Source organism: Pseudomonas folii, from assembly GCF_014357575.1.
Lineage (GTDB): Bacteria > Pseudomonadota > Gammaproteobacteria > Pseudomonadales > Pseudomonadaceae > Aquipseudomonas > Aquipseudomonas folii.
The window spans coordinates 1-22,955 of sequence record NZ_JACONW010000097.1; the positions used below are offsets into that span (position 1 = coordinate 1).

The 22,955-nt window shown below is 56.4% G+C and carries 21 protein-coding genes; 12 read left to right on the top strand and 9 right to left on the bottom strand.

What is annotated here, in order from left to right:
* Window positions 1-160: 160 nt before the first annotated feature.
* From H8S59_RS18435 to H8S59_RS18445, 3 genes are read left to right on the top strand one after another with little or no spacing between them, the layout of a single operon-like run.
* Window positions 161-1,882 (top strand): type I secretion system permease/ATPase, encoded by a 1,722-nt coding sequence (locus H8S59_RS18435; RefSeq protein ID WP_187522362.1) that lies wholly within the window; start codon window positions 161-163, stop codon window positions 1,880-1,882.
* Complete coding sequence (locus tag H8S59_RS18440) at window positions 1,875-3,245, top strand: HlyD family type I secretion periplasmic adaptor subunit (RefSeq protein WP_187522363.1); 1,371 nt, start codon at window positions 1,875-1,877, stop codon at window positions 3,243-3,245. Before H8S59_RS18435 ends, H8S59_RS18440 begins: the two co-directional genes overlap by 8 nt.
* Complete coding sequence (locus tag H8S59_RS18445; RefSeq protein ID WP_187522364.1) at window positions 3,242-4,600, top strand: TolC family outer membrane protein; 1,359 nt, start codon at window positions 3,242-3,244, stop codon at window positions 4,598-4,600. The genes H8S59_RS18440 and H8S59_RS18445 overlap by 4 nt, the downstream gene beginning before the upstream one ends.
* Window positions 4,601-4,988: 388 nt before the next feature.
* Here the strand turns inward: H8S59_RS18445 and H8S59_RS18450 are convergent, their stop codons facing one another.
* The 3 genes from H8S59_RS18450 to H8S59_RS18460 all read right to left on the bottom strand — a co-directional run bounded on the left by H8S59_RS18450 (window position 4,989) and on the right by H8S59_RS18460 (window position 11,997).
* Window positions 4,989-10,604 (bottom strand): putative Ig domain-containing protein, encoded by a 5,616-nt coding sequence (locus tag H8S59_RS18450; RefSeq protein WP_187522365.1) that lies wholly within the window; start codon window positions 10,602-10,604, stop codon window positions 4,989-4,991.
* A 466-nt stretch (window positions 10,605-11,070) separates the two neighbouring features.
* Window positions 11,071-11,481, bottom strand: coding sequence for a hydroxyisourate hydrolase (gene uraH, locus H8S59_RS18455; protein ID WP_187522366.1), 411 nt, complete (start codon window positions 11,479-11,481; stop codon window positions 11,071-11,073).
* Window positions 11,482-11,496: 15 nt separating this feature from the next.
* Window positions 11,497-11,997, bottom strand: a complete 501-nt coding sequence (locus H8S59_RS18460) for a GlcG/HbpS family heme-binding protein (RefSeq protein WP_187522367.1) — start codon at window positions 11,995-11,997, stop codon at window positions 11,497-11,499.
* A 146-nt stretch (window positions 11,998-12,143) separates the two neighbouring features.
* Between H8S59_RS18460 and H8S59_RS18465 the strand changes: the two genes are divergently transcribed.
* From H8S59_RS18465 to H8S59_RS18490, 6 genes are all read left to right on the top strand, one after another.
* Window positions 12,144-12,815 carry a heavy metal response regulator transcription factor gene (locus tag H8S59_RS18465; protein WP_087274254.1) on the top strand — a complete coding sequence of 224 codons (672 nt, stop codon included), beginning with the start codon at window positions 12,144-12,146 and terminating at the stop codon, window positions 12,813-12,815.
* Window positions 12,812-14,173 carry a heavy metal sensor histidine kinase gene (locus H8S59_RS18470; RefSeq protein ID WP_187522368.1) on the top strand — a complete coding sequence of 454 codons (1,362 nt, stop codon included), beginning with the start codon at window positions 12,812-12,814 and terminating at the stop codon, window positions 14,171-14,173. The genes H8S59_RS18465 and H8S59_RS18470 overlap by 4 nt, the downstream gene beginning before the upstream one ends.
* 205 nt (window positions 14,174-14,378) lie before the next feature.
* Window positions 14,379-15,110 (top strand): substrate-binding periplasmic protein, encoded by a 732-nt coding sequence (locus tag H8S59_RS18475; protein WP_246475417.1) that lies wholly within the window; start codon window positions 14,379-14,381, stop codon window positions 15,108-15,110.
* Between the two features lie 168 nt (window positions 15,111-15,278).
* Complete coding sequence (locus tag H8S59_RS18480; RefSeq protein ID WP_187522369.1) at window positions 15,279-15,578, top strand: hypothetical protein; 300 nt, start codon at window positions 15,279-15,281, stop codon at window positions 15,576-15,578.
* A gap of 207 nt (window positions 15,579-15,785) precedes the next feature.
* Window positions 15,786-16,226, top strand: coding sequence for a hypothetical protein (locus H8S59_RS18485; RefSeq protein ID WP_187522370.1), 441 nt, complete (start codon window positions 15,786-15,788; stop codon window positions 16,224-16,226).
* A 284-nt stretch (window positions 16,227-16,510) separates the two neighbouring features.
* Window positions 16,511-16,876, top strand: coding sequence for an SMI1/KNR4 family protein (locus H8S59_RS18490; RefSeq protein WP_187522371.1), 366 nt, complete (start codon window positions 16,511-16,513; stop codon window positions 16,874-16,876).
* Window positions 16,877-17,329: 453 nt separating this feature from the next.
* On the opposite strand, the gene H8S59_RS18495 is transcribed toward H8S59_RS18490, so the two are convergent.
* A complete protein-coding gene (locus H8S59_RS18495) occupies window positions 17,330-17,572 on the bottom strand; it encodes a hypothetical protein (RefSeq protein WP_187522372.1) in 243 nt (80 codons plus the stop codon).
* Window positions 17,573-17,837: 265 nt separating this feature from the next.
* On the opposite strand from H8S59_RS18495, the gene H8S59_RS18500 reads away from it, so the two are divergent.
* Both H8S59_RS18500 and H8S59_RS18505 read left to right on the top strand, forming a co-directional pair.
* Window positions 17,838-19,055 (top strand): DUF1444 family protein, encoded by a 1,218-nt coding sequence (locus H8S59_RS18500; protein WP_187522373.1) that lies wholly within the window; start codon window positions 17,838-17,840, stop codon window positions 19,053-19,055.
* Between the two features lie 41 nt (window positions 19,056-19,096).
* The gene (locus H8S59_RS18505; protein WP_187522374.1) at window positions 19,097-19,459 is read left to right on the top strand and encodes a hypothetical protein; all 363 of its coding nucleotides are present in this window, start codon (window positions 19,097-19,099) and stop codon (window positions 19,457-19,459) included.
* Window positions 19,460-19,793: 334 nt separating this feature from the next.
* Here H8S59_RS18505 and H8S59_RS18510 read toward each other — a convergent pair whose 3' ends face one another.
* From H8S59_RS18510 to H8S59_RS18530, 5 genes are all read right to left on the bottom strand, one after another.
* Window positions 19,794-20,108 (bottom strand): hypothetical protein, encoded by a 315-nt coding sequence (locus H8S59_RS18510; RefSeq protein WP_095100160.1) that lies wholly within the window; start codon window positions 20,106-20,108, stop codon window positions 19,794-19,796.
* A 124-nt stretch (window positions 20,109-20,232) separates the two neighbouring features.
* Window positions 20,233-20,622 carry a hypothetical protein gene (locus tag H8S59_RS18515; RefSeq protein ID WP_187522375.1) on the bottom strand — a complete coding sequence of 130 codons (390 nt, stop codon included), beginning with the start codon at window positions 20,620-20,622 and terminating at the stop codon, window positions 20,233-20,235.
* Window positions 20,623-20,782: 160 nt separating this feature from the next.
* On the bottom strand, window positions 20,783-21,253 hold the full coding sequence (locus H8S59_RS18520) for a hypothetical protein (protein ID WP_187522376.1): 471 nt from the start codon (window positions 21,251-21,253) through the stop codon (window positions 20,783-20,785).
* Between the two features lie 283 nt (window positions 21,254-21,536).
* On the bottom strand, window positions 21,537-22,121 hold the full coding sequence (locus tag H8S59_RS18525; protein WP_187522377.1) for an imm11 family protein: 585 nt from the start codon (window positions 22,119-22,121) through the stop codon (window positions 21,537-21,539).
* Between the two features lie 87 nt (window positions 22,122-22,208).
* A complete protein-coding gene (locus tag H8S59_RS18530) occupies window positions 22,209-22,319 on the bottom strand; it encodes an RHS domain-containing protein (RefSeq protein ID WP_246475413.1) in 111 nt (36 codons plus the stop codon).
* A 204-nt stretch (window positions 22,320-22,523) separates the two neighbouring features.
* Here H8S59_RS18530 and H8S59_RS26820 point away from each other — a divergent pair.
* Window positions 22,524-22,955: hypothetical protein (locus H8S59_RS26820; protein ID WP_214658378.1), on the top strand; the 432-nt coding region annotated here is incomplete at its 3' end.

A 22,955-nucleotide genomic window follows, 5' to 3' on the forward strand; every position in this document is an offset into this window, starting at 1 on the left:
CCTACAGGTAAAAAGCATTCCAATTCAGCGATAGCGGTGTGGCAGTCTGAAAGCTTTCGCAGCCTTCGGCAGCTCCTACAGGATTGGTTTTACCTCCAGCTAAAACCCGAGCGCATGGATTGCGATCAATACACTGACTCTTCTTTTCGGTCGATACCCTATGCGCTTCCTGCTTGATCCGCGTCATGACATTGATGCCGCTTTGCTCTGCTATCGCCGGGTGTTCTGGTCGTTGGCGCTGTTCAGTGGCGTGATCAACCTGCTGGTCTTGGTACCGTCCCTGTACATGATGCAGGTTTACGACCGGGTGCTTACCAGCCGTAACGAAACCACGCTGGTCATGCTGACCCTGATTGCGCTGGCGTTGTTCATGTTCAGCGGGCTGATCGAGTGGGTGCGCAGCCACGTGATGATTCGTATGAGCGCGGGTCTGGATGAGGCGCTGGGCGAGCGCGTGTTCGATGCCGCATTTGCCCGCAGCCTGCAAGAGCACAACGCCAATCCGGCGCAGGTCCTCAGCGATCTGACCAGCCTTCGTCAGTTGATCACCGGGCAGGGCTTGATTGCCTTGCTGGATGCGCCGTGGCTGCCGATCTTTCTGCTGGTGGCGTTCGTTATTCACCCCTGGTTCGGTCTGCTGACGCTGGTGCTCGCCCTCGTGCTGATTGGTCTGGCGCTGTGGGGCGAACTGGCGACGCGGGCCAGTCTGGGTGAAGCCAACCGTGTGAGCGTGAGTTCGGCGGGGTACGTCAACAGCACGTTGCAGAATGCCGAGGTGATAAGGGCGCTGGGCATGCTCGGTCCGTTGCGCCAGCGCTGGAGTCTGCTGCAACAAAGGATCATCGCCGCCCAGTCGCAAGCCAGCGACCGCAGCGCTCAGATCACCTCTGCCACCAAATTCGTACGTATTTCCGGGCAGTCGCTGGCATTGGGGCTGGGCGCATTGTTGGTGCTTGAGGGCCAGCTTTCGGCGGGCATGATGATCGCGATGTCGCTGTTGCTCGGGCGCGCTCTGGCTCCGGTTGAAATCGCGATCGGTTCCTGGAAGCAGTTCAGCTCAGGGCGCCAGAGTTATCAGCGTTTGAGTCAGCTGTTGACTCAGCATCCCCGCGAACGACTGCGCATGCCGTTGCCACCACCCACTGGCGCTGTGCGGCTGGAACAACTCTATGCCGGACCGCCGGGGGCGTCGCAACCGATCCTGCGCGGGATCAATTTCGCCCTCAACAAAGGCGACGTGCTTGCAGTCATCGGCGCCAGTGCCAGCGGCAAGTCCACGCTGGCCAGAGCGATGGTCGGCGTCTGGCCCGTGCTGGGCGGTTCGGTGCGTCTGGATAACGCCGAAATCAGTCAGTGGACTCACGATGCATTAGGCCCTCATCTGGGCTACTTGCCTCAGGACATCGAGCTGTTTGCCGGTAGCGTCGCGGACAACATTGCCCGCTTCGGTGAGCAGGACGCAGACAAGATCATCGCGGCCAGCCGTCATGCGGGCATTCACGACATGATCCTGCGTTTTCCCCAAGGCTACGACACACCGCTGGGCCCCGGCGGGCTCGGCTTGTCCGGCGGTCAAAAGCAGCGCCTGGGCCTGGCCCGTGCGCTGTATGGCAACCCTGCATTGATTGTCCTCGATGAACCCAATTCCAATCTGGACGAAGCGGGTGAGCTGGCGCTGATCCAGGCGGTCAAGGCACTCAAGGCTGCGGGCAGTACGGTGGTGTTGATTACCCATCGACCCGGCATTCTGGCCGTGGTCGATCACATTCTGCTGCTCAGGGACGGTGCCCAGCAGGCTTTTGGTCCACGGGATCAGGTGCTCAAGGCATTGAAGCCTGCCGATAAACCTGCTCCGGTCAGGGTGGCCAATAAAGATGCGTGATCTTGATCCAGGCGCCAACGTGCGCGTCGACAGTCCCGTCAGCGTGCGCAATCCCGGCACAGCGCCCAAGGCCAGTACCGACGCGGGCGGCGCTGCGCGTTACGGGGTCATCTTTCTCTGTGTCGCGCTGGGCAGTTTTCTATTGTGGGCCTGCCTTGCGCCGCTGGATCAGGGCGTTGTGGGCAGCGGCACGGTGGTGGTCGCGGGTGAACGTAAAACCGTGCAGTCCCTGGTGGGTGGCGTGGTGGAGAAGCTGTTGGTCAGCGACGGCGATCACGTCAGTCAGGGCCAATTGCTGGTGCAGTTCAATACCTTGCGCGCGCAGTCGCAACTGGATGTCACCCAAGGCAAATTACTCAATGATCGTGCGGTGGAAGCGCGGTTGATTGCCGAGCGCCTGGGTAACCCGACCATCGAGTGGCCGCCTGAATTGCTGGAGCGTGCCCAAGAGCCACGCATCAAGGCGGCCATGGCGTTGCAAACTCAGTTGTTCGAGACCCGTCGCGCTGAATTGGCCAGCCGCCTGAAAATCATCGAGCACGAAGTCGAGTCGTTGCAGCAGCAACTACGCGGCTACGAAGGTGTGAAGCGCAATTTCGATGCGCAGATGCAGTTCCAGCAGCAGGAACTTGAAGGCCTGCGCGAGCTGGCGCGTGAAGGGTATGTGCCGCGCAGCAAGCTTTACGAAGCTGAGCGCAACGGCGCATTGCTGGCAGGGCAGATTTCGTCCGGGCAGGGTGATGTGGGCAAAACCCGTCAGGCTATCAATGAAAGCCGACTCAAGATGCTTCAGACCCAACAGGAGTTTCGTCGCGATGCCGAGACCCAGCTGAGTGAGGTTTCCGCCGAGGCAGCAGGTTTTGCCGATCAGATCAGTGCCTTGCAGTTTGAAGTTGAAAGCGGTGCCATTCGTGCACCGGTTTCCGGGCAGATCATGGACGTGACGATTCATACCGTGGGCGGTGTCGCGCAGCCCGGGCAAAGTCTGATGCAAGTGGTGCCGCTGAACGCGCCGATGGCAATCACGGCGCGTTTCGAACCGTTGATGGCGAACAAATTGCGCCCGGGATTACCGGTGAATGTTCATTTCACGGCGCTGCAACGGGTTGATACGCCCACTGTGACAGGCGTGGTGAGCACGGTTTCGGCAGATCAGTTGCTTGATGAACAGACCCGTCGGCCGTATTTCTCCGCCAAGGTCGAGATCCCTGCCGAAACGGTAGTCGCGCTGCAAAACGCCGGATTGCTGGTGCGTCCCGGCATGCTTGCCGATGTCACGGTGGTCACCGGAGAGCGCACGCTGATGAATTACCTGATGAAGCCCCTGCGCGAACGAATGCTCGCTGCGTTCAAAGAGGAATGAGCATGATCCCGTGTTCTCGCCGTTCCCGTTGCTTTTTAGTGGCAGGTTTTTGGGCTGGTTGTGTGGTGTTCAATCCTGCATGGGCCGCTGAGGCCGGGTTGAGCCTGACCGAGGCCTATGATGCTTCACGCCTTAATGATCCGACGCTGAAATCGGCGGGTCATGCTTATGACGCGTCACAGCAGGAAGAGGCCATTGGTCGTGGCGGTCTTCTTCCGCAGGTGTCTTTGACCTCGCGCTATGGCAATGGCGGCCGCACCGATGGCGGCAGCGATAACGGCTATGTGAACAGCAATGATTACCAGGCCAACAACGTCACGCTGGCCGCGCAACAACCGCTGTATGACAAAGGCCGCTGGGCCGCCTATCAAGAAGGCAAGGCGCGTGGGGTGTTGGGTACGCAGCAGTTTGACGTCGCCAATCAGAGTCTCTATGACCGGGTTGCCAAAGGGTATTTCGATGTCGCCCGTGCCGAAAACGAGATCAAGCTGATCGCTCAGCAAAAAGCTGCGATCAGCGGTCTGGTGACGCAAAGCCAAAAACTGTTCAAGTCAGGGCAGGGCGCTATCACCGACATTTATGAGTCGCAGTCCCGTCTGGACCTTGTCGAGGCGCAGGAGACAGAGGCCGTGGCGCGGCGAACCGCAGCGTTAAGAGCGTTGTCAGGTCGAGCGAGTGTGCCGATAGACGATATCCAGCCCATGCGCGAAGAGCTTGCCGCCGCCAGCCCGATCCCGGCTGAACAGGATCTGCCTTACTGGACGGCCATTGCCAAGGACGCCAGCCCGGAACTGGCAGCACGTCTGGCGGCCATGAGAGTGGCCGAGGCACAGGCTGACACACAGCGTGCCGGGCATTATCCAACGCTGTCATTGACCACCCAATTGACGCGTCGAGAGACCCGCCAGTATCAGGATCTCGATCCTCGTCAGGACACCTATTACGTGGGTGTGCAACTGGATATTCCGTTGTATCGCGGCGGCTCGACTCGAGCGTCGGTGGCCAAGGCTGAGGCGCAACTGGCTGGCGCGCAAACGGACTATGACGTGCAGCGCCAGCAACTGGCGGAAGACATCGAGACGGATTACGTGGGAGTAGTCGCCGGGTTTGCCAAAAGCAAGGCCATGCAGCGGGCGGTGGAGTCCAGCCAGCAAGCGCTGACCTCGACCGAGAAAGGCTTTCAGGGCGGTGTGCGCTCGACCGTGGATATCCTCGATGCACAACAGCGCGTGTTTCAGGCTCGTCGTGATTTGCTCAACGCCAAGCTCGACATGTTGCAGAGCTATGTGAGCCTGCATACCCACACCGGCCTGATGAATCGCGGCGTTATGGAGCAGGTGCAGCGGTTGTTTTGATGGGAGGCGCCATTTTCCAGCTCGCGCAGATCCAGGTGGTAGATCCTGGTTTGCGCGCAGGTTGATGTGACGACGTGGGACTGGCTTTAGCCGGGAAAGCTGCATACCTGACGACATAGGTGCAGCGACTGTACCGGCCTCTTCCCGGCTAAAGCCGGTCCCACGACATCGCGCCAATGCCAATATTGGGCTCCCACAGGGATAGTATTCATTCAGATAGTTATGTGTTGCCTGATTTACGCTGAAACCTGTAGGAGCTGCCGAAGGCTGCGAACCGCTTTGTATCAGGCAAAACGCCTTCGCAGCCTTCGGCAGCTCCTACAGACCAATGTGAAAAGATCCGATGCAGCCCCTGATATCAGAAGCCACACCGGATTCCTCTTACTGATCAGGCCGTAAAGTCGCTGGCGTGCAGCTCCTTGACGCCGACCAGCTGGATTTCGAACTCCGCTGTAGCGTCGGCGTTCAGGCTGCCGTAGAGGATGCCGTCGGCGAAGCGGATCTGGCCGGTGGCGTCTGCGGTGTCGAAGGCGTTGCTGCCGATGAACTTGAAAGCGTCCATCCCGGTGGTCAGAGGGTTGGCGTCCAGACCGGTGAAGTCCAGTTGATCACCTTCGGCGGTTTTAAAGCCGCTGATGACGTCCCGCAATGCACCGGTGCCCATGTCAGAAAGCGAGCCGAAGACGTAAGTATCAGCGCCTGTTCCGCCCGTCAGACTGTCCGTGCCTTCACCGCCTATCAATCGATCATTACCCCCGCCACCCACCAGCGTGTCATTGCCCGCGCCACCATTCAGCACGTTGGCGCTGCTGTTGCCCGAGAGGGTGTCAGCATAGGCGCTGCCGGTCAGGTTTTCGATGCCCTTGAGGGTATCCAGCCCCGAGCCCACAGTGTTCTGTTGCGCTGAGGTCGACAGGGTTGCAGTGATGCCCGCCAGTGCGCGCTCGAACGAAACCGTATCGTTGCCGTCACGCCCTTCCAGCACGTTATCCCCAGCACCCGCAAACAGGATGTTGTCCAGGGCGTTACCGATGCCGTTGGCCGCTGCATTGCTGTCGATATACAGATTTTCAACGTTCGCCGTGAGCGTGTACGTCGCCAGGCTGCTGTGCACTCTGTCGGTACCGCCCGACACCTTGTCACTGTTGGTCTCGATCACGTTGTCGCCGATGTCGTCCACGTAATAGGTGTCGCTGCCGCTGCCGCCGCTCATGCTGTCCGCGCCGGCCGCACCGTTGATCACGTTATTGGCCGAGTTACCGGTAATGAAATTGCGGACCGCGTTGCCTGTCCCGTCGATTGCCGAGACGCCGGTCAACACCAGATTTTCCAGGTTGTCGCCCAGTGTCCAGCTGACCGAGGCCTGCACGGTGTCGATCTGCGCAGGCGAGGTGTTGGTTTCCACCACACTGTCGAAGGCGTTGTCGACCACATAAATGTCGTTGCCGTCGCCACCGGTCATGGTGTCAGCGCCCAGGTCGCCATCCAGCGTGTCGTTGCCCGAGGTGCCAACCAGCGTGTCGGCCTGATCGGTGCCGAAGATCATCCCGCCTTCGTTATGAGCGTTGTCGAAGATGTCCTGCACGCTGTTGTTGTCGTCAGGGTTACCTTTGAAGCCAAGGTCATCGGCGATGTAGTCGGCCAGACGCTGGCCGACGATTTCTGCCGACTCTTCGTGCAAGTGCCAGACGTCATCGGGATACACCAGCGGGTCGACTTCATGACGCAAGGGCAGGTCGGTGTAATCGACAGCCAGTTTGACGTCGGTGCGCTCCGCAGCGATGGCTTCCTGAGTGGCGCGGACGTAGTCCACACCCTCAACAATCTGCGCGATCTTCTCTTCGGAATAACCCCGTGCGCGGGCGGCGTCCTGGTCGTAGTGACCGGTCTCCATCATGTACACATCGAAGCTGCCGACCTGCGCGTGCAGGTAGTCGAACACCGCCAGCGTTGCCGCCTTGTAGTCAGCCGCCGCTGCCTGTTTGTCGGTTGCCCGGCCAATCTCCTGCGCCGCTTCTTCGCCCTGACCCCAGATGATGCCCATCTTCACATTATCGATGGCCTTGAGCTCGGTAAGCTGGTTCTGCAGCAGCGCAACGGCGCGCAACAGTGCCGGGCCTGGCTCGTTGGTGTCGGACAACCACCAGCATAATTTCAGCTCTTCAGCGCCCAGAGTGGACATGCCGTTGACGGTGCTGCCACCCACTGCGATGTCGATGCCATTGCCATCAGCATCGTTGAACTGGCTGCGCACGTCGTACGTGGTGTACTTGCTCAGGTCGTTGACCAGCATTGACGTGCCAGATTGATCATCGTCCTCGGTCATGCGCAGCAGTCGCGCGTTGGACTGCCCGAGTGTCGGCAGGTAGAGAATGTCCTGCGGGGCACGTGCGCCGAAAACGAAGTCGTCGGCGGTCAGCGTGTTGAGGTAATTACCGCTGAGGGCGATCTCGAAACGATTGCCATCGGCGTCAGGTACGCTGGATTTAACGTAAGTCTTGTCGCCCGCCTCATTGAGGGTCATGTACAGCGTGCCGTTGCTGCCGTCGCCCAACCCGAGGAAGCCCAGAGCCGAGACATCGATCTTGTCCACACCCTGGGTGAAGTCATAGATCGTGTCCGTGGCCGTGATGCCCCCTGCGTCGTAGTCGCGGTAGCTGTCGAGCACGTTGCTGTAGCGGAACGTGTCGGCACCTTCGCCGCCGTAAAGGGAATCACGTCCGGCGCCGCCGTCAATGATGTCCGCCCCGGCACCGGCGCGGATTGTATCGTTGCCGCCCAGACCCAGAATCAGGTCAGCGCCTGACGTACCGGTCAGGGTTTCAGCGTTGTCGGTGCCCGCAATGGTATTGCCTGGTGCATCCGCCACGACCAGTGCAAAGGTGTCGCTGACCGACGCGCCTGCAGGATCAGTGGCTTTGATCAGTACGTCGTAATTGCCCGCCGCTGTGCCCGTTGGCGTGCCGCTGAAGGTCAGGTTGACGGCGTCAAAGCTCAGCCAGGAAGGCAGCGCTGTACCGTCTGCCAGGGTGGCGCTGTAGCTCAACGCATCTTTGTTGCCATCGGCGAAGCTGTTGCTGGTCACGGTGTACGAGAACGCGTTGTTTTCGGTGGCGTTCTGGTCCAGCAGCGGGATGACTACCACTGGCGCGACATTGCTCGGCGTGTTCTGGTCGGCGAACACGAAATGACTGGCCGTGAGGCTGTTGACCAGATTGCCCGCCATTGAAACCTCAAAACGGTTACCGTTAGCGTCAGCCGCGTTGTCTTTGAGGTAAGTGCGATTGTTCGATGCGTTGTAAATCACCTGCAACGTGCCATTGAGGCCATCGCCCAGGCCGGTATAACCCAGGGTCGAGACGTCGATCTTGTCGGCGGCCACATCGAAATCGAGGATCTGGTCACTGGCGCTGGTCGTGCTGGTGCGGTAACTGTCCATCTTCGAGGTGAAGCGGAAAACGTCAGCCCCTTCACCACCCGTGAGTTTGTCCGCGCCGGCACCACCGACAAGAATGTCGTTGCCCGCGCCGCCGTTGAGCGTGTCGTTACCTGCGCCGCCCAGCAATTGCTCGTTGGCCGAAGTGCCCGTCAGCGTGTCGTTGTTTGGTGTGCCATTGATGATGATCGGCGCGCCCGGAACGTCCTGCACCGCCAGTGTGAAACTGTCGCTGACTGTGGCGTTGCTGCCGTCAGTCGCAGTGATCTTCACTGAGTAGTTGCCCGAAGCGGTGCTGTCCGGCGTGCCGCTCAGCGTGCGAGTGGCTGCGTCGAAGGTCAGCCAGCCGGGCAGGGCGCTGCCGTCGGCGAGGGAGGCGGTGTAGCTGAGGCTGTCGTTGTCCGGATCGGTAAAGCTGGTGGCGGGCACGACATAGCTGAAGGCAGTATTTTCCGTCGCGTTCTGATCCAGCAACGGCGTCGCGACTACCGGAGCCTGATTGGTGGTAGGCGCAGTGGCGAAGACGAAGTTAGCGTTGGTCAGTTTGTCGAGGTAGTTGCCATCCAGCGCGATCTCGAACCGGTTGCCGTTGGCATCGGCTTCCAGCGACTTGATGTAGGTTTTGGTTCCGGCGTCGTTGAGCACCAGATACAGCGTGTTGTTCTTGCCATCGCCCAGACCGGTAAAGCCCAGTGCCGAGACGTCGATCTTGTCAGCGGTGCGATCAAAGTCGGTGATCAGGTCACCCAGGTTAGCGCCGCCCGCGTTGTAGTTTCGGTAGCTGTCCGTGCGTTCGGAGAACACAAAGGTGTCCGCGCCCGCACCGCCGCTGAGCGTGTCCATGCCCGCACCGCCATTGAGCGTGTCATCGCCCGCGCCGCCAGCCAGGCTGTCGTTACCGGCCAGGCCGAGGAGGGTGTCCGCCGCAGCGGTGCCCTGCAACGTGTCATTGCCGCTTGTGCCGGTCACTGTCCGGTTGAAGATGAAGTTATCGGCGGTCAGGGTGCTGGTGAGATTGCCGCTCAGAATCAACTCGAAGCGATTGCCGTTGACGTCCGCGTCGTAATCCTTGATGTAGGTGCGATCGGTGCTGGCGTTGTAGCTGACCTGCAAGGTGCCGCCCCGACCGGTGCCCAGACCGGTGAAGCCCAGGTCGGCCAGATCGATCTTGTCCTGGGTGACATCGAAATCGGTAATGGTGTCGACGAAGCTGTTAGTCGCAGTGCGATAGCTGTCGGACTGGCTGGCGAAGCGAAAGGTGTCCGCGCCCGCACCGCCGGTGAGCTTGTCGACGCCCGCGCCGCCGACCAGGACGTCGGCTCCGGCACCGGCATTGATCACGTCGTTACCGGCTGCACCGTAAAGGATTTCATTGGCGTTGCTGCCGATCAGCGTGTCGTTGCCGTCGGTGCCCTGAACAGTGACCACTGGAACGGTGGCGCTTACGTAACTACCGTCGCCGTACACCAGTGTCTCGCCTTTGGTGGTATGGCCAATGGTGTTGCCGATGATCGCGTTGCGGTCGGTGCCGTCTTCGTTGCGTTCTGCCACGCCGTAGGTCGACAGGTTGCTGCCGGTGATGGTGTTGCCCTGAATCGTGTTGTCGCTGCCGTTGAAATACTTGCCGGAAACGCCAAGGGTATCGTCGTAGGACTGGATGATGATTTCCGGTACACCGCCTTTCAGCGCGTTGTTGCTGAGGGTGTTATCGGTAACATCAACGTTGTTGCTGCCGTAGATCCGTACCCCGGCGCTGCCGTTGTCATGAATATTCACGCCGCTGAGGGTGACATCGCTGGACAACTTGATGAGCACGCCTTCAGCGCCATTGCCGTAAACCTCGCCGCCGGTGATGACGATATTGCTGGGCGAAGGAATGTTCTCGCTGCCGCGCTGCACGACGATCCCGCCGCCGCCATTGTTGTAGGCGACGTTATTGGTCAGGGTGAAGTCGTGAGTGCTGGTGACTACGTTGAAGCCGTGACGATCGTTGTCGTAGGCGACGTTGTTTTCGAACGTGCTGTTGCTGAGAAAGTCAGCCACGAAGCCGTCCAGGCCGTTGCCGTGGGACACGCTGTTCTTGATGACCATGTTGACGGTCTGTTCGTGGGGGTCGAAACCGTAACCGGAGCAGTCCTTGATTTCGACGCCGTCCAGGGTGACGTTGGAGTCGTAACCTTCCTGGCCGGGAATGTAGCCATTGAACCAGCCGTCGATCTTGCCGGTGGTGTTGTCCCGGTTGCCATCAAGGGTCAGGTTGCTGAGACCGAAGTCGTGGGTTTCTTCGCCATAGGCCGAGCGGACGATACCGGTGATTTTCGTGTCCGAGCCATCAGCCACCTTGATGTTCGAAACACCCATCCCGTCGCCGTACATGTACACATTGCTTTTGAGCATGAGGCAGCCGTCCGACGGTTCCTCACCCCCACTGACAATGAACGTCCCCGGCGGAATGTAAACCTGCCCACCGCCTGCCGCTGCTGCTGCGTCGATTGCCTTCTGGATGGCAGCGGTATCATCCGTGACGCCATCTCCTTTGGCGCCAAAATTTTGGACGTTGAAAATCATGGGGTTATCTCCGGTCACAGGCTAAGTTTGCTTGGCTGCCAATTTCCAATCGGCCAGCACTCTGATATGACACGGAGTCGCGTGAAAGTTGTGACCGTGTGTCGGGAAACCGTCACCCGTTCGGCGGTTGGCAAAAGTGATGTGCAGCAAATGTGTTTATTGGACGTTTTGTTGACGCCATTACTTTGTAATTAATCCCCGTACACCCCTGTAGGAGCTGCCTAAGGCTGCGAATAGCGGTGTGTCAGGAAGTGCGTTCGCAGCCTTCGGCAGCTCCTACAAGGGAATGCGATGCTTAGTTAGAGCTGAGCTTGCTCGCGATGAACGATGACGCGGTATGCCTGATACACCGCGGCGCCTGAATCGCGGGCAAGCCCGGTTCCCACAGGGGGTTGCCGGATCCCGGTAGGAGCCAACTTGTTGGCGAGACGCGAGTGCTGATTACGCAGATCCGATGTCTCGCAAACTAGCTCCCGCGATACGTCGAGAAGCCGTAAGGGCTGATCAGCAACGGAATGTGGTAATGCGGCAAGCTGCCGTCTACGTTGAAGATCACCGGCACTTCCGGGAAGAAACTTGCCGTCTGGTGCTTCTGGAACCACTCGCCGGTCTTGAACGTCACGCGATAGGTGCCTTTTTCCAGCGTCTTGCCTTCCGGGTACAGCCCGGTAATCCGGCCTTGCTCGTTGGTTACACCCTTGTTCAGCGTGCTCCAGCCCTGGCCTTCCTGTTTTTCCAGCGTCACGCTGACATCGGAGGAGGGCAGGCCGTCCTGCAGGTTCAGCACGTGGACGCTCAGCGGATTACCCGCGGCCAGCGCAATGGACGAAAGGCCGCTCAATACAGCGCCCGCGATCAGTGTTTTCAGCATGTTCATACGAGATATTCCAGATTATTTGAGGTTGGGTAAAACGTGAGCGATGCCTTGCAGCGCGCAGCCTTCATCGACTTCCGCACCGCCAGCGCCGGCAACACCGATAGCGCCGATAACCTGATCGCCCATCTTCAACGGCACACCACCGCCTAACAGCAGCAGCTCATCCAGGGTGTTGAGGTTCTCGGCTTCGGGATTGTTACGAGCGCGTTCGGACAGCAACCGCGTCGGGGTTTTGGTCGACAGCGCGGTAAATGCCTTGCGTTGCGCCGCGAGGGTGTTGTGCGGGCCGACGTTATCGTCGCGCTGCACTGCAACCAGATTGCCGCCGCGATCAACCACCGCGGCGACGGCGGTTTTGCCATCGGCGTGACAGGCTGCCAGCGTCGCATTCAGCAGGTCATTGGCCAGCTTCAAGGTGACATCCGGACGCTGAGCGACGTTCTGCACGTCAGCCAGCGCAACGCCGGACCCCATGGCCAATGTCAGTAAAGAAAGGGTGAGGGTACGGATCAGCATGAAAATCTCCGGTTCAGGCTCGGCTGAGCAATTGCCAGCCATACTGCCCAAGCCTTCCGCACAAACTGATTGCCTGCGGATTACGTATTTGTAATGAGATAGAGCGGTGGATCGGCTTACGCTATGCATCAGTGGCGGAGGACTTAATGCGTATCCTGGTGGTTGAAGACGAAGCGAAAACAGCGGATTACCTGCGCAAAGGGCTGGGGGAGTCCGGCTATCTGGTGGAAGTGGCCTTGAACGGTCTGGACGGACTGCATCTGGTCCAGGAAAGCGAGTTCGACCTGATCATCCTCGATGTCATGTTGCCCGGCCTCGATGGCTGGCAACTGCTGCAGATCATTCGCCGTAAATGGCAGACGCCAGTGCTGTTCCTCACCGCACGCGATGCCGTGGAAGATCGCGTCAAAGGCCTCGAACTGGGTGCCGACGATTACCTGGTAAAGCCCTTCTCCTACGCGGAGCTGCTGGCCCGGGTTCGCACTTTGCTGCGTCGCGGTCCGCCCCGTGAAGTCGAACAGTTTCAGATCGCCGATCTGCACCTCGACCTGCTCAAGCGCAAAGTCACCCGCAATGGCGAGCGCCTGAACCTGACCAACAAGGAGTTCGCGCTGCTGCATCTTCTGCTGAGTCGAGAAGGTGAAGTCCTGTCCCGTGCGCTGATTGCGTCCCATGTCTGGCAAATGAATTTCGACAGCGACACCAATGTGGTCGACGTCGCGATACGGCGGTTGCGTGCCAAGGTGGACGACCCTTACCAGGCGAAACTTATCCACACCGTTCGTGGCATCGGTTACCTGCTGGAGCTGCAACAATGACCCTGTGGCCGCGAACGCTGAGCCTGCGCCTGGCCTTTATGTTCTCTCTGGTCAGCGTGCTGCTTTTAGGGGCTGTCGGTTTTTACCTCTATCAATCCCTGCAACGAGAAATCACCTGGCGCGATGATCAAGCGCTCCTTGGGCGCGTGCAGCGCATGCAGGCCCTCATAACTGACAGCGACAGCATCGACACCCTGCGCAGACGCCCGCAGCTTTACGAGAACATGCTGGGCAATCGCGACAACGTACTGTGGATTGTCGATGACGCCGGGCAATTACTTATCGACGTCAACCCGCTGGCGCTGCCTGTGCCGGAGCTGCCGCCAGCGTCTTCGCCACAGTTGGGTGATAGCCCGGGTGACAAGTCGTTGCGACTGGCGTGGTTCGATGTGCCGAGCAGCGGGCGACATCTCACTCTGATCGCGGGCAAGCTGGTCAACGAGCGCGAACAAATGCTCGGCGCCTACCGCATGAAAATCTGGATAGCCTTGTTGGTCGGCGCAGTATTGGCGTTCCTGCTGGGCTGGATGGTCAGCCAGCGGGGTCTACGTCCGGTTCGACAACTGGCGACACGCGCGGCCAGCATCGACGTGCAACACCTGCACCTGCGGTTGCAGGCGTTCAAGGACGTCAACGAACTGAGCACCCTGAGTCACGCCCTCAACCAGATGCTCGCCCGTCTGGAAGACGGCTTCGCCCAGCTCACACGATTCAGCGAAGACCTCGCCCATGAAATGCGCACGCCGCTGAGCAACCTCATGGGGCAAACCCAACAAACACTGGGCCGCAGCCGCTCGCCCGAGGTCTATCAGGAGCTGCTGGTTTCCAATCAGGAAGAATACGAACGTCTGGCGCGCATGATCGACAGCATGTTGTTCCTGGCGCGTACCGAACAGCCCAAAGCCTCGATCAACCGTCAACAGATCGACCTGCATGCCTTGGTCGCCCAGTTGTGTGATTACTTCGAAGGGATGGGCGAAGACCGCGGTATCGAGCTGATCAATCAAAGCCAGGGCACTCTAAACGCCGACCCGGAATTACTGCGCCGTGCGCTGGCCAACCTGATCGCCAACGCCCTGCGCTACGCCACATCGAACACCCCCGTGACCATCGGCAGCACGCTGAGCTCGGGCGGTTTAGAGGTATACGTCCACAACATCGGCGAGCCTATTGGCGCAGAACATCTGCCGCATCTTTTCGAGCGTTTTTATCGCTGCGATCCTTCCCGCAACCAACCGGGCGACTCAGGCGGACTGGGCCTCGCTATCGTGCGTTCAATCATGCAAGCCCATGGCGGACAGGTATCCGTGACGAGTGACAGCACCGGGACTGTTTTTACGCTGTTTTTACCCGCCTGAAGTCTGTATTCCTGCGAGGTGCTCAACCCGCTATATCCAGTTTTATGACTGAATAAACGTGATGAATCTCACCGTTTGCGGCGTGGTTAAAGGGGTTAGATGCCTGGAAGGGTCTATGCTGAGTTTGACCTTCCAGACAAGGTCACCCGTGCCGCGCACAGCCTACCAGGCAGAACACGTGAGACATTCAATACTCAACGCAACAATGCTCTGCCTCTGCTTATTATTCGGCACGCCCGCCAGGGCCGATCACTATCAGGTCGTGACCGAGGAGTGGGCGCCGTACAACTATGTGGAAAACAACCAACTTACCGGCATGACCACTGAGATCGTCCGGGCAATCATGGCCCTCACCGGGGACAACTTCGACTTCGTGCTCTTGCCCAGCATGCGCGCCAGCTACGCACTGAACTCCCGTCCCAAAACCATCATGTACTCCATGTTTCGCACCGCCGAGCGCGAGCCGCTATACAAATGGGTCGGGCCCATCGTCGAAGAATCCATCCACCCCTACCAAATGGCCGATGCTCCGCCGTTAAATACCCTGGAACAACTCCGCCAGGCGCCCATGGTCACTACCCGACATGCCGGTCTTGTGCCCGACACACTGCAATCCCTCAACTTCACCAACCTCGACAAAACCGCCACCCAAAGCCCCCAGCTCTACCGCATGCTCCTCGCCGGACGCACCGACATCATCGTCGGCGACACCGATGCAGGCGTCGCTTACTACACCCGCCAACTGAAAATCCCGCCGGGTACGCTGAGGCAGATACCGGTGGAGGTGTATAGGTCTTCGTTGTACATCGCGTTTAGTCTGGATTGTGATGATGATTTAGTGGCGAGGTGGAGGAGGGCGTTGGAGCAACTGCGGAAGTCGGGGGAGTTGGGGCGGATTCAGGAGCGGTATGAGGGGTTGGGTGGGGGTGAAACTTAGCGTCTGGTTAAATAGAGAGCGTGGCGAAGAGTGGCGCGGAATTCGATCTTCTTTTCTGGCGGCAATTCCCATTGCCGATAACGGAATTGAATACGGTAGTCAGGCAGTTGCTGGCATTTTCGCCCTTCTGGTCAGAAAACCACAGGTGAACAGTAGCGGGAGTAAAAGGTGCTTTCAGACAGCTTGCGGAACGTGAAACAGCAAATCGAAAAAACCATCGCGATAATTCGAGACAAATGCCTCGTGTCTGATGAAGTCGCCGTAGCTGATTACTTGAAGCGGTACGAGGCAAGCCTTGCGTTAATCGATACGGATTCAAAACAGAAACTGGTGGTGAGTTTGAAGGGGCTCTTGAACTGCACGCGAGGCTACCTGGAAACCACCAGTCATCATGATCAGCAATTTCTCGCTGAAATGTATGAGACGGAACAACTGATCAAGCAATTACTCAAGGACGAACGGCTCTGACGTCTAACAAAAGTGCATTCAAAAGTACGTCTTATCAGGAGGGAATGACCGGTCGCCTATGGCCGATTGTTGCCTGTTACCTTGGGCAGCAACCGACCTGTTGCAACCTTTCGAGTACTCGGTATCCGCTGATTAGGCTGACAAGTCAAAACCAATACTTTGTGCGAATATTGAAATGGATGCGGGTTTTCAAACGAAGGAATAGAAATGGCTGAAATCACCAAGGTGCCTGCCGAGTTGGCAGAGGAACTCAAAATGTTGACCCAACAGGGGCTCGGCTTACTGAATCTTACTGAGGATCATGCTCCGGTTGATGTGGTTGAAGCGATTACGGAGCGGGTGCGTGATTGCAAGGCGAGTGGCACCAAGCTGCCCGAGGGTGAAATATTTGCGCTTGGCGCGTTGCTAGGCAACCAGTATGTAAAAGGGCAGGGCTGGCACTGGGGCGATGTCGTTTGGGATTTTGATGAGACCACTGCGGCTATCGGGGTGCTGAACCACGACAACTCATTGTTCATCAACCCTATTGGCTGGGTGGCTGAAGTGATGGAGTCCGAGGGCGGCGTCGGCTTCCTGCTCAACTACAACATGGTCAGCGTGCACCAGGTTCCGGTATTTGAACCTGATAGCGCCACAGGCCTTTACTGACTGCGTAATCTGTAGAGGCGTGCTGAGCTCAAATTGAATGCTGGCTTACCAGGGCCTTGAGCGCTGGGCACTCTTCTTGCCGTCCGCGTAGCGATCCACCAGCAATTTATATCGGTCGTGCAGGCGATGGGTAAACATCATCCGTTCTTACATCGACAGGCAGTAAATCGCCGATTTCTGCTTGTCACGAAAGGAAAGGCTACTCCCGACCCAAAGCGGACTCCTGCACGTTCTGATTGAATAAGCCCACCGCACCATACTGATCAACACCCGGACTTGAACGAATGACAGACAATCCTTTTCGTATTCCGACAGATGCTGAAATTGCTGACGCGGAGAGCAGGCTCAATTTCTCCTTTCCCGATGAATATATCCAGTTCCTGAAAGGCGGAAGTGATGTCGCAAACGCCGTATTTGAATCCGCGTTGATTTTGAGCGGATGCAGCCATCTGGATATCTTTGAAATTGCCGAAGCCGCTTGGGCTCAGGGATTGTCGCGGGACTGGTTGCCTTTCATTGAGGATAACAGCGACTACTTCTGCATCTCACAGGCGGGTGCTGTTCGATACTGGTCACACAACGGAAGTACAGACGAAAGCTGGCCAACCTTTGCGGCGTGGTTCGAACAGGTCTGCGTAGCCCTTGAGTAGTCCGAAGTGTCCGCTTCACCTCCCCAAACCGTGCAATCGCTGCCGAACTCAAACGGTAAGGAACGCTAACGTCTCAGGATCGATCTCGGCGTAGCTCCCCAAGTCTTTCTTATAGAGCCTGATCCTGGAGACCCCTAACTCCGTCTGCAAGAAAGAGACAAGCTGTCCAAGATGATCGTTGCTATGCATCGTAGCCGGACTTATGACTATCGCCCGCCCAGGCTCATCATCGTAAGTTCTGATCAGGAACATATCCGCTTCGTGCTGCACGCTGTAATTATAGCCACAGTACTCATACTCCAGATCGAGGTCGACATCGTCAAAACGGGTAGATTTCACTATTTTCACAGCGGCAACCAACATTCGGATCTAAAGGAAAATCGCCTCGTGAAGCGCTTCTTTCAGCCGCTCGCTTTAGCGATTCGGCTCAGCGGGTTAGCCAGGCATTTAGCCTCACTCTCGGGGCCTCATTTTCCACCAGACAAATGAGGCTGTGATGACTGCGCCGATTATGGTTGCTGGCAAGACAACCATGATTCCAATGATGCCAAGGCCGAAGTCGTCTGCCAGCTCTGCTCTTGATGTGGCTCCCGTGTTTGCCATTTCAAACATCACTGCCGCTTCACCAAATAACCAGTTGAATGATGGGAGTGCGATGAGAAAGGCCAGTGTCGTAATTGCAGCGCGCTTGATCATTCCTGATACCTAATGTTGAGAGTGCACTGGACTCATTGTAAATCAGGTAGCTCTTGGGCAATTTCTCCTAACACCTAACGGCCATTTACAACAAAATAACGCCCGTCTAGGGTTAGAATTCATGAACCTGAGTCCAGGTGTACGACCCTGTTTTTCATCTGAGACCCGTCGATATAGAAAGCAGCCGTTTTCAAGCTGTGAACAAGTTTAGCCGCGCCCAACCCACTCGGTTTATAAATGCCTGCTGACACGAAGGATCCTGTGCATGCTCAAATCCCTGCTCGACAAAATCTTCAGTCGTCCTCTGACTCAGGAAGAATTTGCCAAAAAATTTATCGATTCAGCCCGCAAGGCTGGCTACAGCGAGGCCATGGACTTTCAGGCTAGCGAGTTCCGCATCCGTCATAGCAATGGCTCTTACTTCAATCTTCATAACGCCTTTCACGACTATCAAAATGGAGACAAGACCCAGAAGGTCGCAATTCTGAATGGTTACGTATCGACTCTGTTGGTGTCTGGCCAGAGAACCGGAACGGTCTTTGAAAACGTGAAATCGCAATTACGTCCGGTGATTCGAAATCTTGCCATGCTTGAGGAAATTCGACTGGAGCACGCCAGAAATCATAGCGACAAGCGGCACGATGTCGTTTATCAGCCCTTGGGCCGCGACTGTGTGATTATGCTTGCCGTCGACTCTCCCGAGTCCACCGCCACCCTTACCAGCGGCCCTGAAGCGCAGTGGGGTGTCACAATGGATGAGGCAGTGGCGATCTCCATTGAGAACTTGCGCGATGCTACGCACGAGGCCTTTGGTGAAATTATCCCTGGGCTTTACTCCGCGGAGTGGGCGGACGGATACGACAGCAGCAGAGTCTTGTTGCCAGATGTTCTACAGCGCGCACCCGTTAAAGGTCGACCGGTGTTCATGATCCCCAGTCGTGACGTCTTGATGGTCACGGGCGACAAGGACGAGCAAGGCATCCGTCAGATGGTCGAGCTTGGCTTCAAAGCGCTTGAGAGGGGCAGGGCAGTCTCCACCGACATTTATACCTATGACGGGCGCGATATCGTCCCATTTCACCCTGATGATGAAGCGGTCAATAACCGTCTGGCCACTCTGGAACATCTGCTGCTCCAGGGTAGCTACAGTAATCAGAAAGAGTTGCTCGATAAGGTCAATCTGGAAACGAGCGTCGATGTGTTTGTTGCCTCGTACCTTCTCTACGAGCTGTCTGACCAGAACGGCAAAACCGTATCGATGAGCACTTGGACAAAAGGTGTGCCGACCCTATTGCCCAAGAGTGATTGCATCGTGCTGGTTGAACCCTTTGAGGGTGGGGAACCGACAGTCAAAACCGTTCTATGGAGCGAACTTGAATCCGAGCTTGGCGATCTGCTGACGACAGAAGCTGGCTATCCACCTCGCTATCGGACACTAGGGTTTCCTTCAGCAGAGCAGCTTGATCGCCTGACTGCCTTGTGATCGCCGCTCAACTAATCTGGCGCACTGCGATGGAGGCATGAATGCCCGACACTTACAGCGCGCATGATCACGCGAACCGCAATCAGGCTGAAATTCTCATCAGCAACGATTGCGCTTGCTTTGGTTGCTATGCGGTATTTCCTTCGGCTGATGTGACACGGTTTACTGAGACCACGGCATGGTGTCCAAAATGCGAGGCTTTCAGTACGGTCGTTGGCGATGCTTCCGGGCTGCCTTTGGATCGGGAGTTTCTGGAGGCAGTTCACGATCATTGGATCGGGCCTCAAGATTGGTTAGATGAGATGGCGGCGCATACTCATGCGATCGCTACTGCTGTTTACAGGCAGACAAGCACAACGATGGATGAGAAACGAGTTCGTCCTTGGTGGAAGTTTTGGCGATGACACTCCCAATTATCCAGCGAATGCAATTGATCAGATTCTTGGTGTCACTGACGGTGCGCATTGTTGAGCAGGTTTAACGTCGTCCGGATAGCGCTCAACCTAGATGACCGCTTCTGAGATCATCCAGGCACCAGGCATTACGGTGGCGGGGGATTTGCAGAGTGGTGCCTTGTGGATATTCTCCGGGCCATTCGGCCCGACACCGCGGTGTGTCTCGCTCCTGTAACCGATCCGGACGCACTTCAGTCCGGTTTTGAGGACCGGTCGCACTCGAAAACGTTTTTACACAGCCTCGGCCGGTAACAGGCAGACATAGGATTCAGTCCCATGATTTTTACCGGCTAACAAGTCTATGTGCTCTATGACGGCGGGACTGAGACAGCGTTTTGTCCTCAGTGCACTGAGCCAAGATCGCGGTCAGCGCAATGTCTAAAGGAAAGCCATCCTCCAGCCATTTAAGCGCCAGTCCTGACCAATATTCGGAATGCGACGTCAAGGCTGTGATCACCAGCGGCTGCAACGCAATGTCGGCAGGTCGCTTATATTTTTTGCTAAGAGCGCTTACCGCATCTGGCAAATCGAGTGCAGCCGTTTCGAAAGGTTTCTCAAGAAGCGGCAATAGCCAGACATAGCTGAACTCTTCGTTCATCTTCCCCCCGATTGCTGATGGTTGCCTATCACCAAGAGCATAAATCAACCCAGCGGATAACAGTCGCCACTAATGGCCGTAGTATCCGGGGCGCCGAAAACAGATTTTCTAGAAGGCTAAAGGTTTATTTTCCTTCGGGTTGCGAGTTCAGGCGTCCGAGGCCGTAGTAATTCATGAATTCGCGCATAGTCGGTGAAAGCGTCTCTTGTGAAGCAATCTGCCAGAATTTTCTTTCCCCAAGAACCGGCTGTAACCGCTTGATGAGTTCCTGCGCCGTATTGTGATGGCCAACACGCAGCCAGTGCCTGAACATGTATTCGTTTTCTTGCCTCGGTAGCTGTGCTGCTTGGAGCAGTCTGAGTGAATACCGGAAGTTCAGTAGCCAAAGTTGCTTTAAAAAATCGAGTCTCTCAGCGATTGGCAGGCCCACTAGCCATTGCCTCACATCCTTATCCAACTGAGCATTACCAGATCGCGACGCCACCTGCTGCGGGGTGAAACGAGTGTCGTCCATGGAGTGCAAGGCCTAAGAGTATAAGGGAAGGTCACATTCTGTCGTACGCGTAGGAATAACGGACAGCTTATTTTCCGTCCTTTGTCTGCTATTGGCCGATTGCTGCCTCACGGATGGCTACTTCCAACCGAGAGCGGTCATCCGCTCCTGACTGTTGAGTTCATGTTCCCACTTCATTTATCAGTTTGCGCCAGCCATCCCTTGCCTCCTGCTCCGAGGTAAAGACTTGTACCTTTGGATGCCAGAACGGCTCCTCAATTACGATGCAATCCAAGGTAGAGTCCTGAAACGTAAAGACATAATGGATGGCATCTTTTACAAACAGTTGCTTATCGTGTCGCGGATGAATGGCGTTTCTCTGCTCAAGCTCTGCCAGCCAGGGCGAATTATCTATCCGATGAATTTGGTATTGCTTGAGGCCAAGTCCGATAAGTGGATGGCCGCCCAAAGCCTCGTCGTTTGGCCAGCCGAACTGGATTTTTGTTACCAAGGGAAAATGGATCAAAACTATTTCCTCCCCATCGGCGCAGTACCGCAAACATAGCTGTGTGTCCGTGGCGAACACCACGGGTTCGGGCGATGTACCCGGCTGTGGCCAGGAGTCGAGCAGCACTACGGTCGGGAATGTCATGAGGAACCTGGTGAACGAACAGGGGGCAAAACAGAGTGCGAGAGGTACGCGTTGTCGTCAAACGTTTCTGATCGCGACAGGTCGATTTTGGCCGTTCTCTGCCAGTCGCTTGAGGCAGAAAGCGTGATGTGTTTTTCGATCAAATTGCCCCACGGGTCATAGCTTTACTCCTGATCGCGCCAGATATAGGCTGACGGAAAGTTGCTGACTCAATGCTGGCAGCCACGCACCAATCATTTATTAAAGGACCGGAGTGATAAAAATTTCACAGCAGAAAATTGTTCTAATAAATCTTCTCCACATTCAGTCGAATTCCACTGTCCCTTGCAGCATTTACAACCGTCTCGGAGATGAGAGGATCAATCCATATAATTTTATCAACAAAGAAAAAATCCAACCCTCTGACTTCTTGTTCATTGATGCATAGTTTTTTTATACCCCTGACCTGATAATCCGTAGACAGTTCGCCGTTGGCAATCCTGTCTAAAACCATGGATTTTCCTGAGTACTCAGAATTGACATAATCAAAACATATCAGCTTGTTTTCAGTATGAACCAGGAAATATCTATTTTCCGTTGTGCTTCCATCGAAATAGCTGGAATTTACCAAGAGAAAATTCAGGTCAACGTCATGGTTGCTCAGTATTTCTTTCAATGGCTTCGACACGAAAAATGCACCGCAAGTTGCAAGAAAGAAATCCGCCTTTAGCTTTTTCACACGCTTATCTAACGTTAGGTTAACCCTGGTTCCGGCCAAAGAAAACTTCTTGCCCACCTGATAGTATTCTGGAAGCGTAGGGATGAACTCAACATCAGCATCAACGAACCTACCGGCTGCATCTTCATGTCGAAGAATATAATATTGCATGGCGCATCTCCTGATAAGTAGATCGGTTACCTTTAAGTCTCGAATCCGTATTTTGCAAGTGCAATTGATCAGCCCCCAGATCGCCTGCTAGGCAATGCTTCCGGCGGCGTCGGTCATTTCAAGCGGCGTGCCGATCTGGTCGGTGTGGTAGTCGTAGAACCTCTGCTCCTCGCCTTCGCTTTGATCGACTCTCGCCAAAGGCGCTTAGCTGATGTCTGCTCTTGGCCTTAAGCAGCGATTACGATGTCCCCCTTTACACTTATAAATAGCGAGCTTTGGAAATCACAGGGTCGACGGTGGGGGTAGACTCCTGGAGTCATGTGGCGTGATCATTTATATCAGTTGATGCCCCCAAAATCTGGACACCATTGGGTGTGGCCTGACATAAATTAAGGAAAGAATTTGTTCAGCAAATCTCAGATTATTACCATCCCAGTCCTGATTTCATCGGTACTTTTACTCACCGGCTGCCCGCCACCAGCGTCTTTCACCCAATGTAAACGCGCTTCCACCTCTGTAGAGGGCGTCAAAGCGGCAATGGCAGAGTGTGGAGACCCTGTACGCGGGCCACAAAACCATTTCCCAATAAACGAAGAGGTCATTCACTTTCAGTGTATGCAGCGCCTTGGTTTTACTCGTAGGGACGGCTTTGAATACTGCGAAATAATGAAGAATATGCCAGCCTGCGTCGAAGAACGGCAGGGACGTCCGCTCAGTTTGTCCCAGCTCGAAGCGTTGCCGTTTGTCGAAGATGAAGCATTTCACCCAATCAAGCCTAATTCAGGCCGGGATGAACGTATGCAGGTCTCATGGCGTAAAGCGGGAGCATCACTT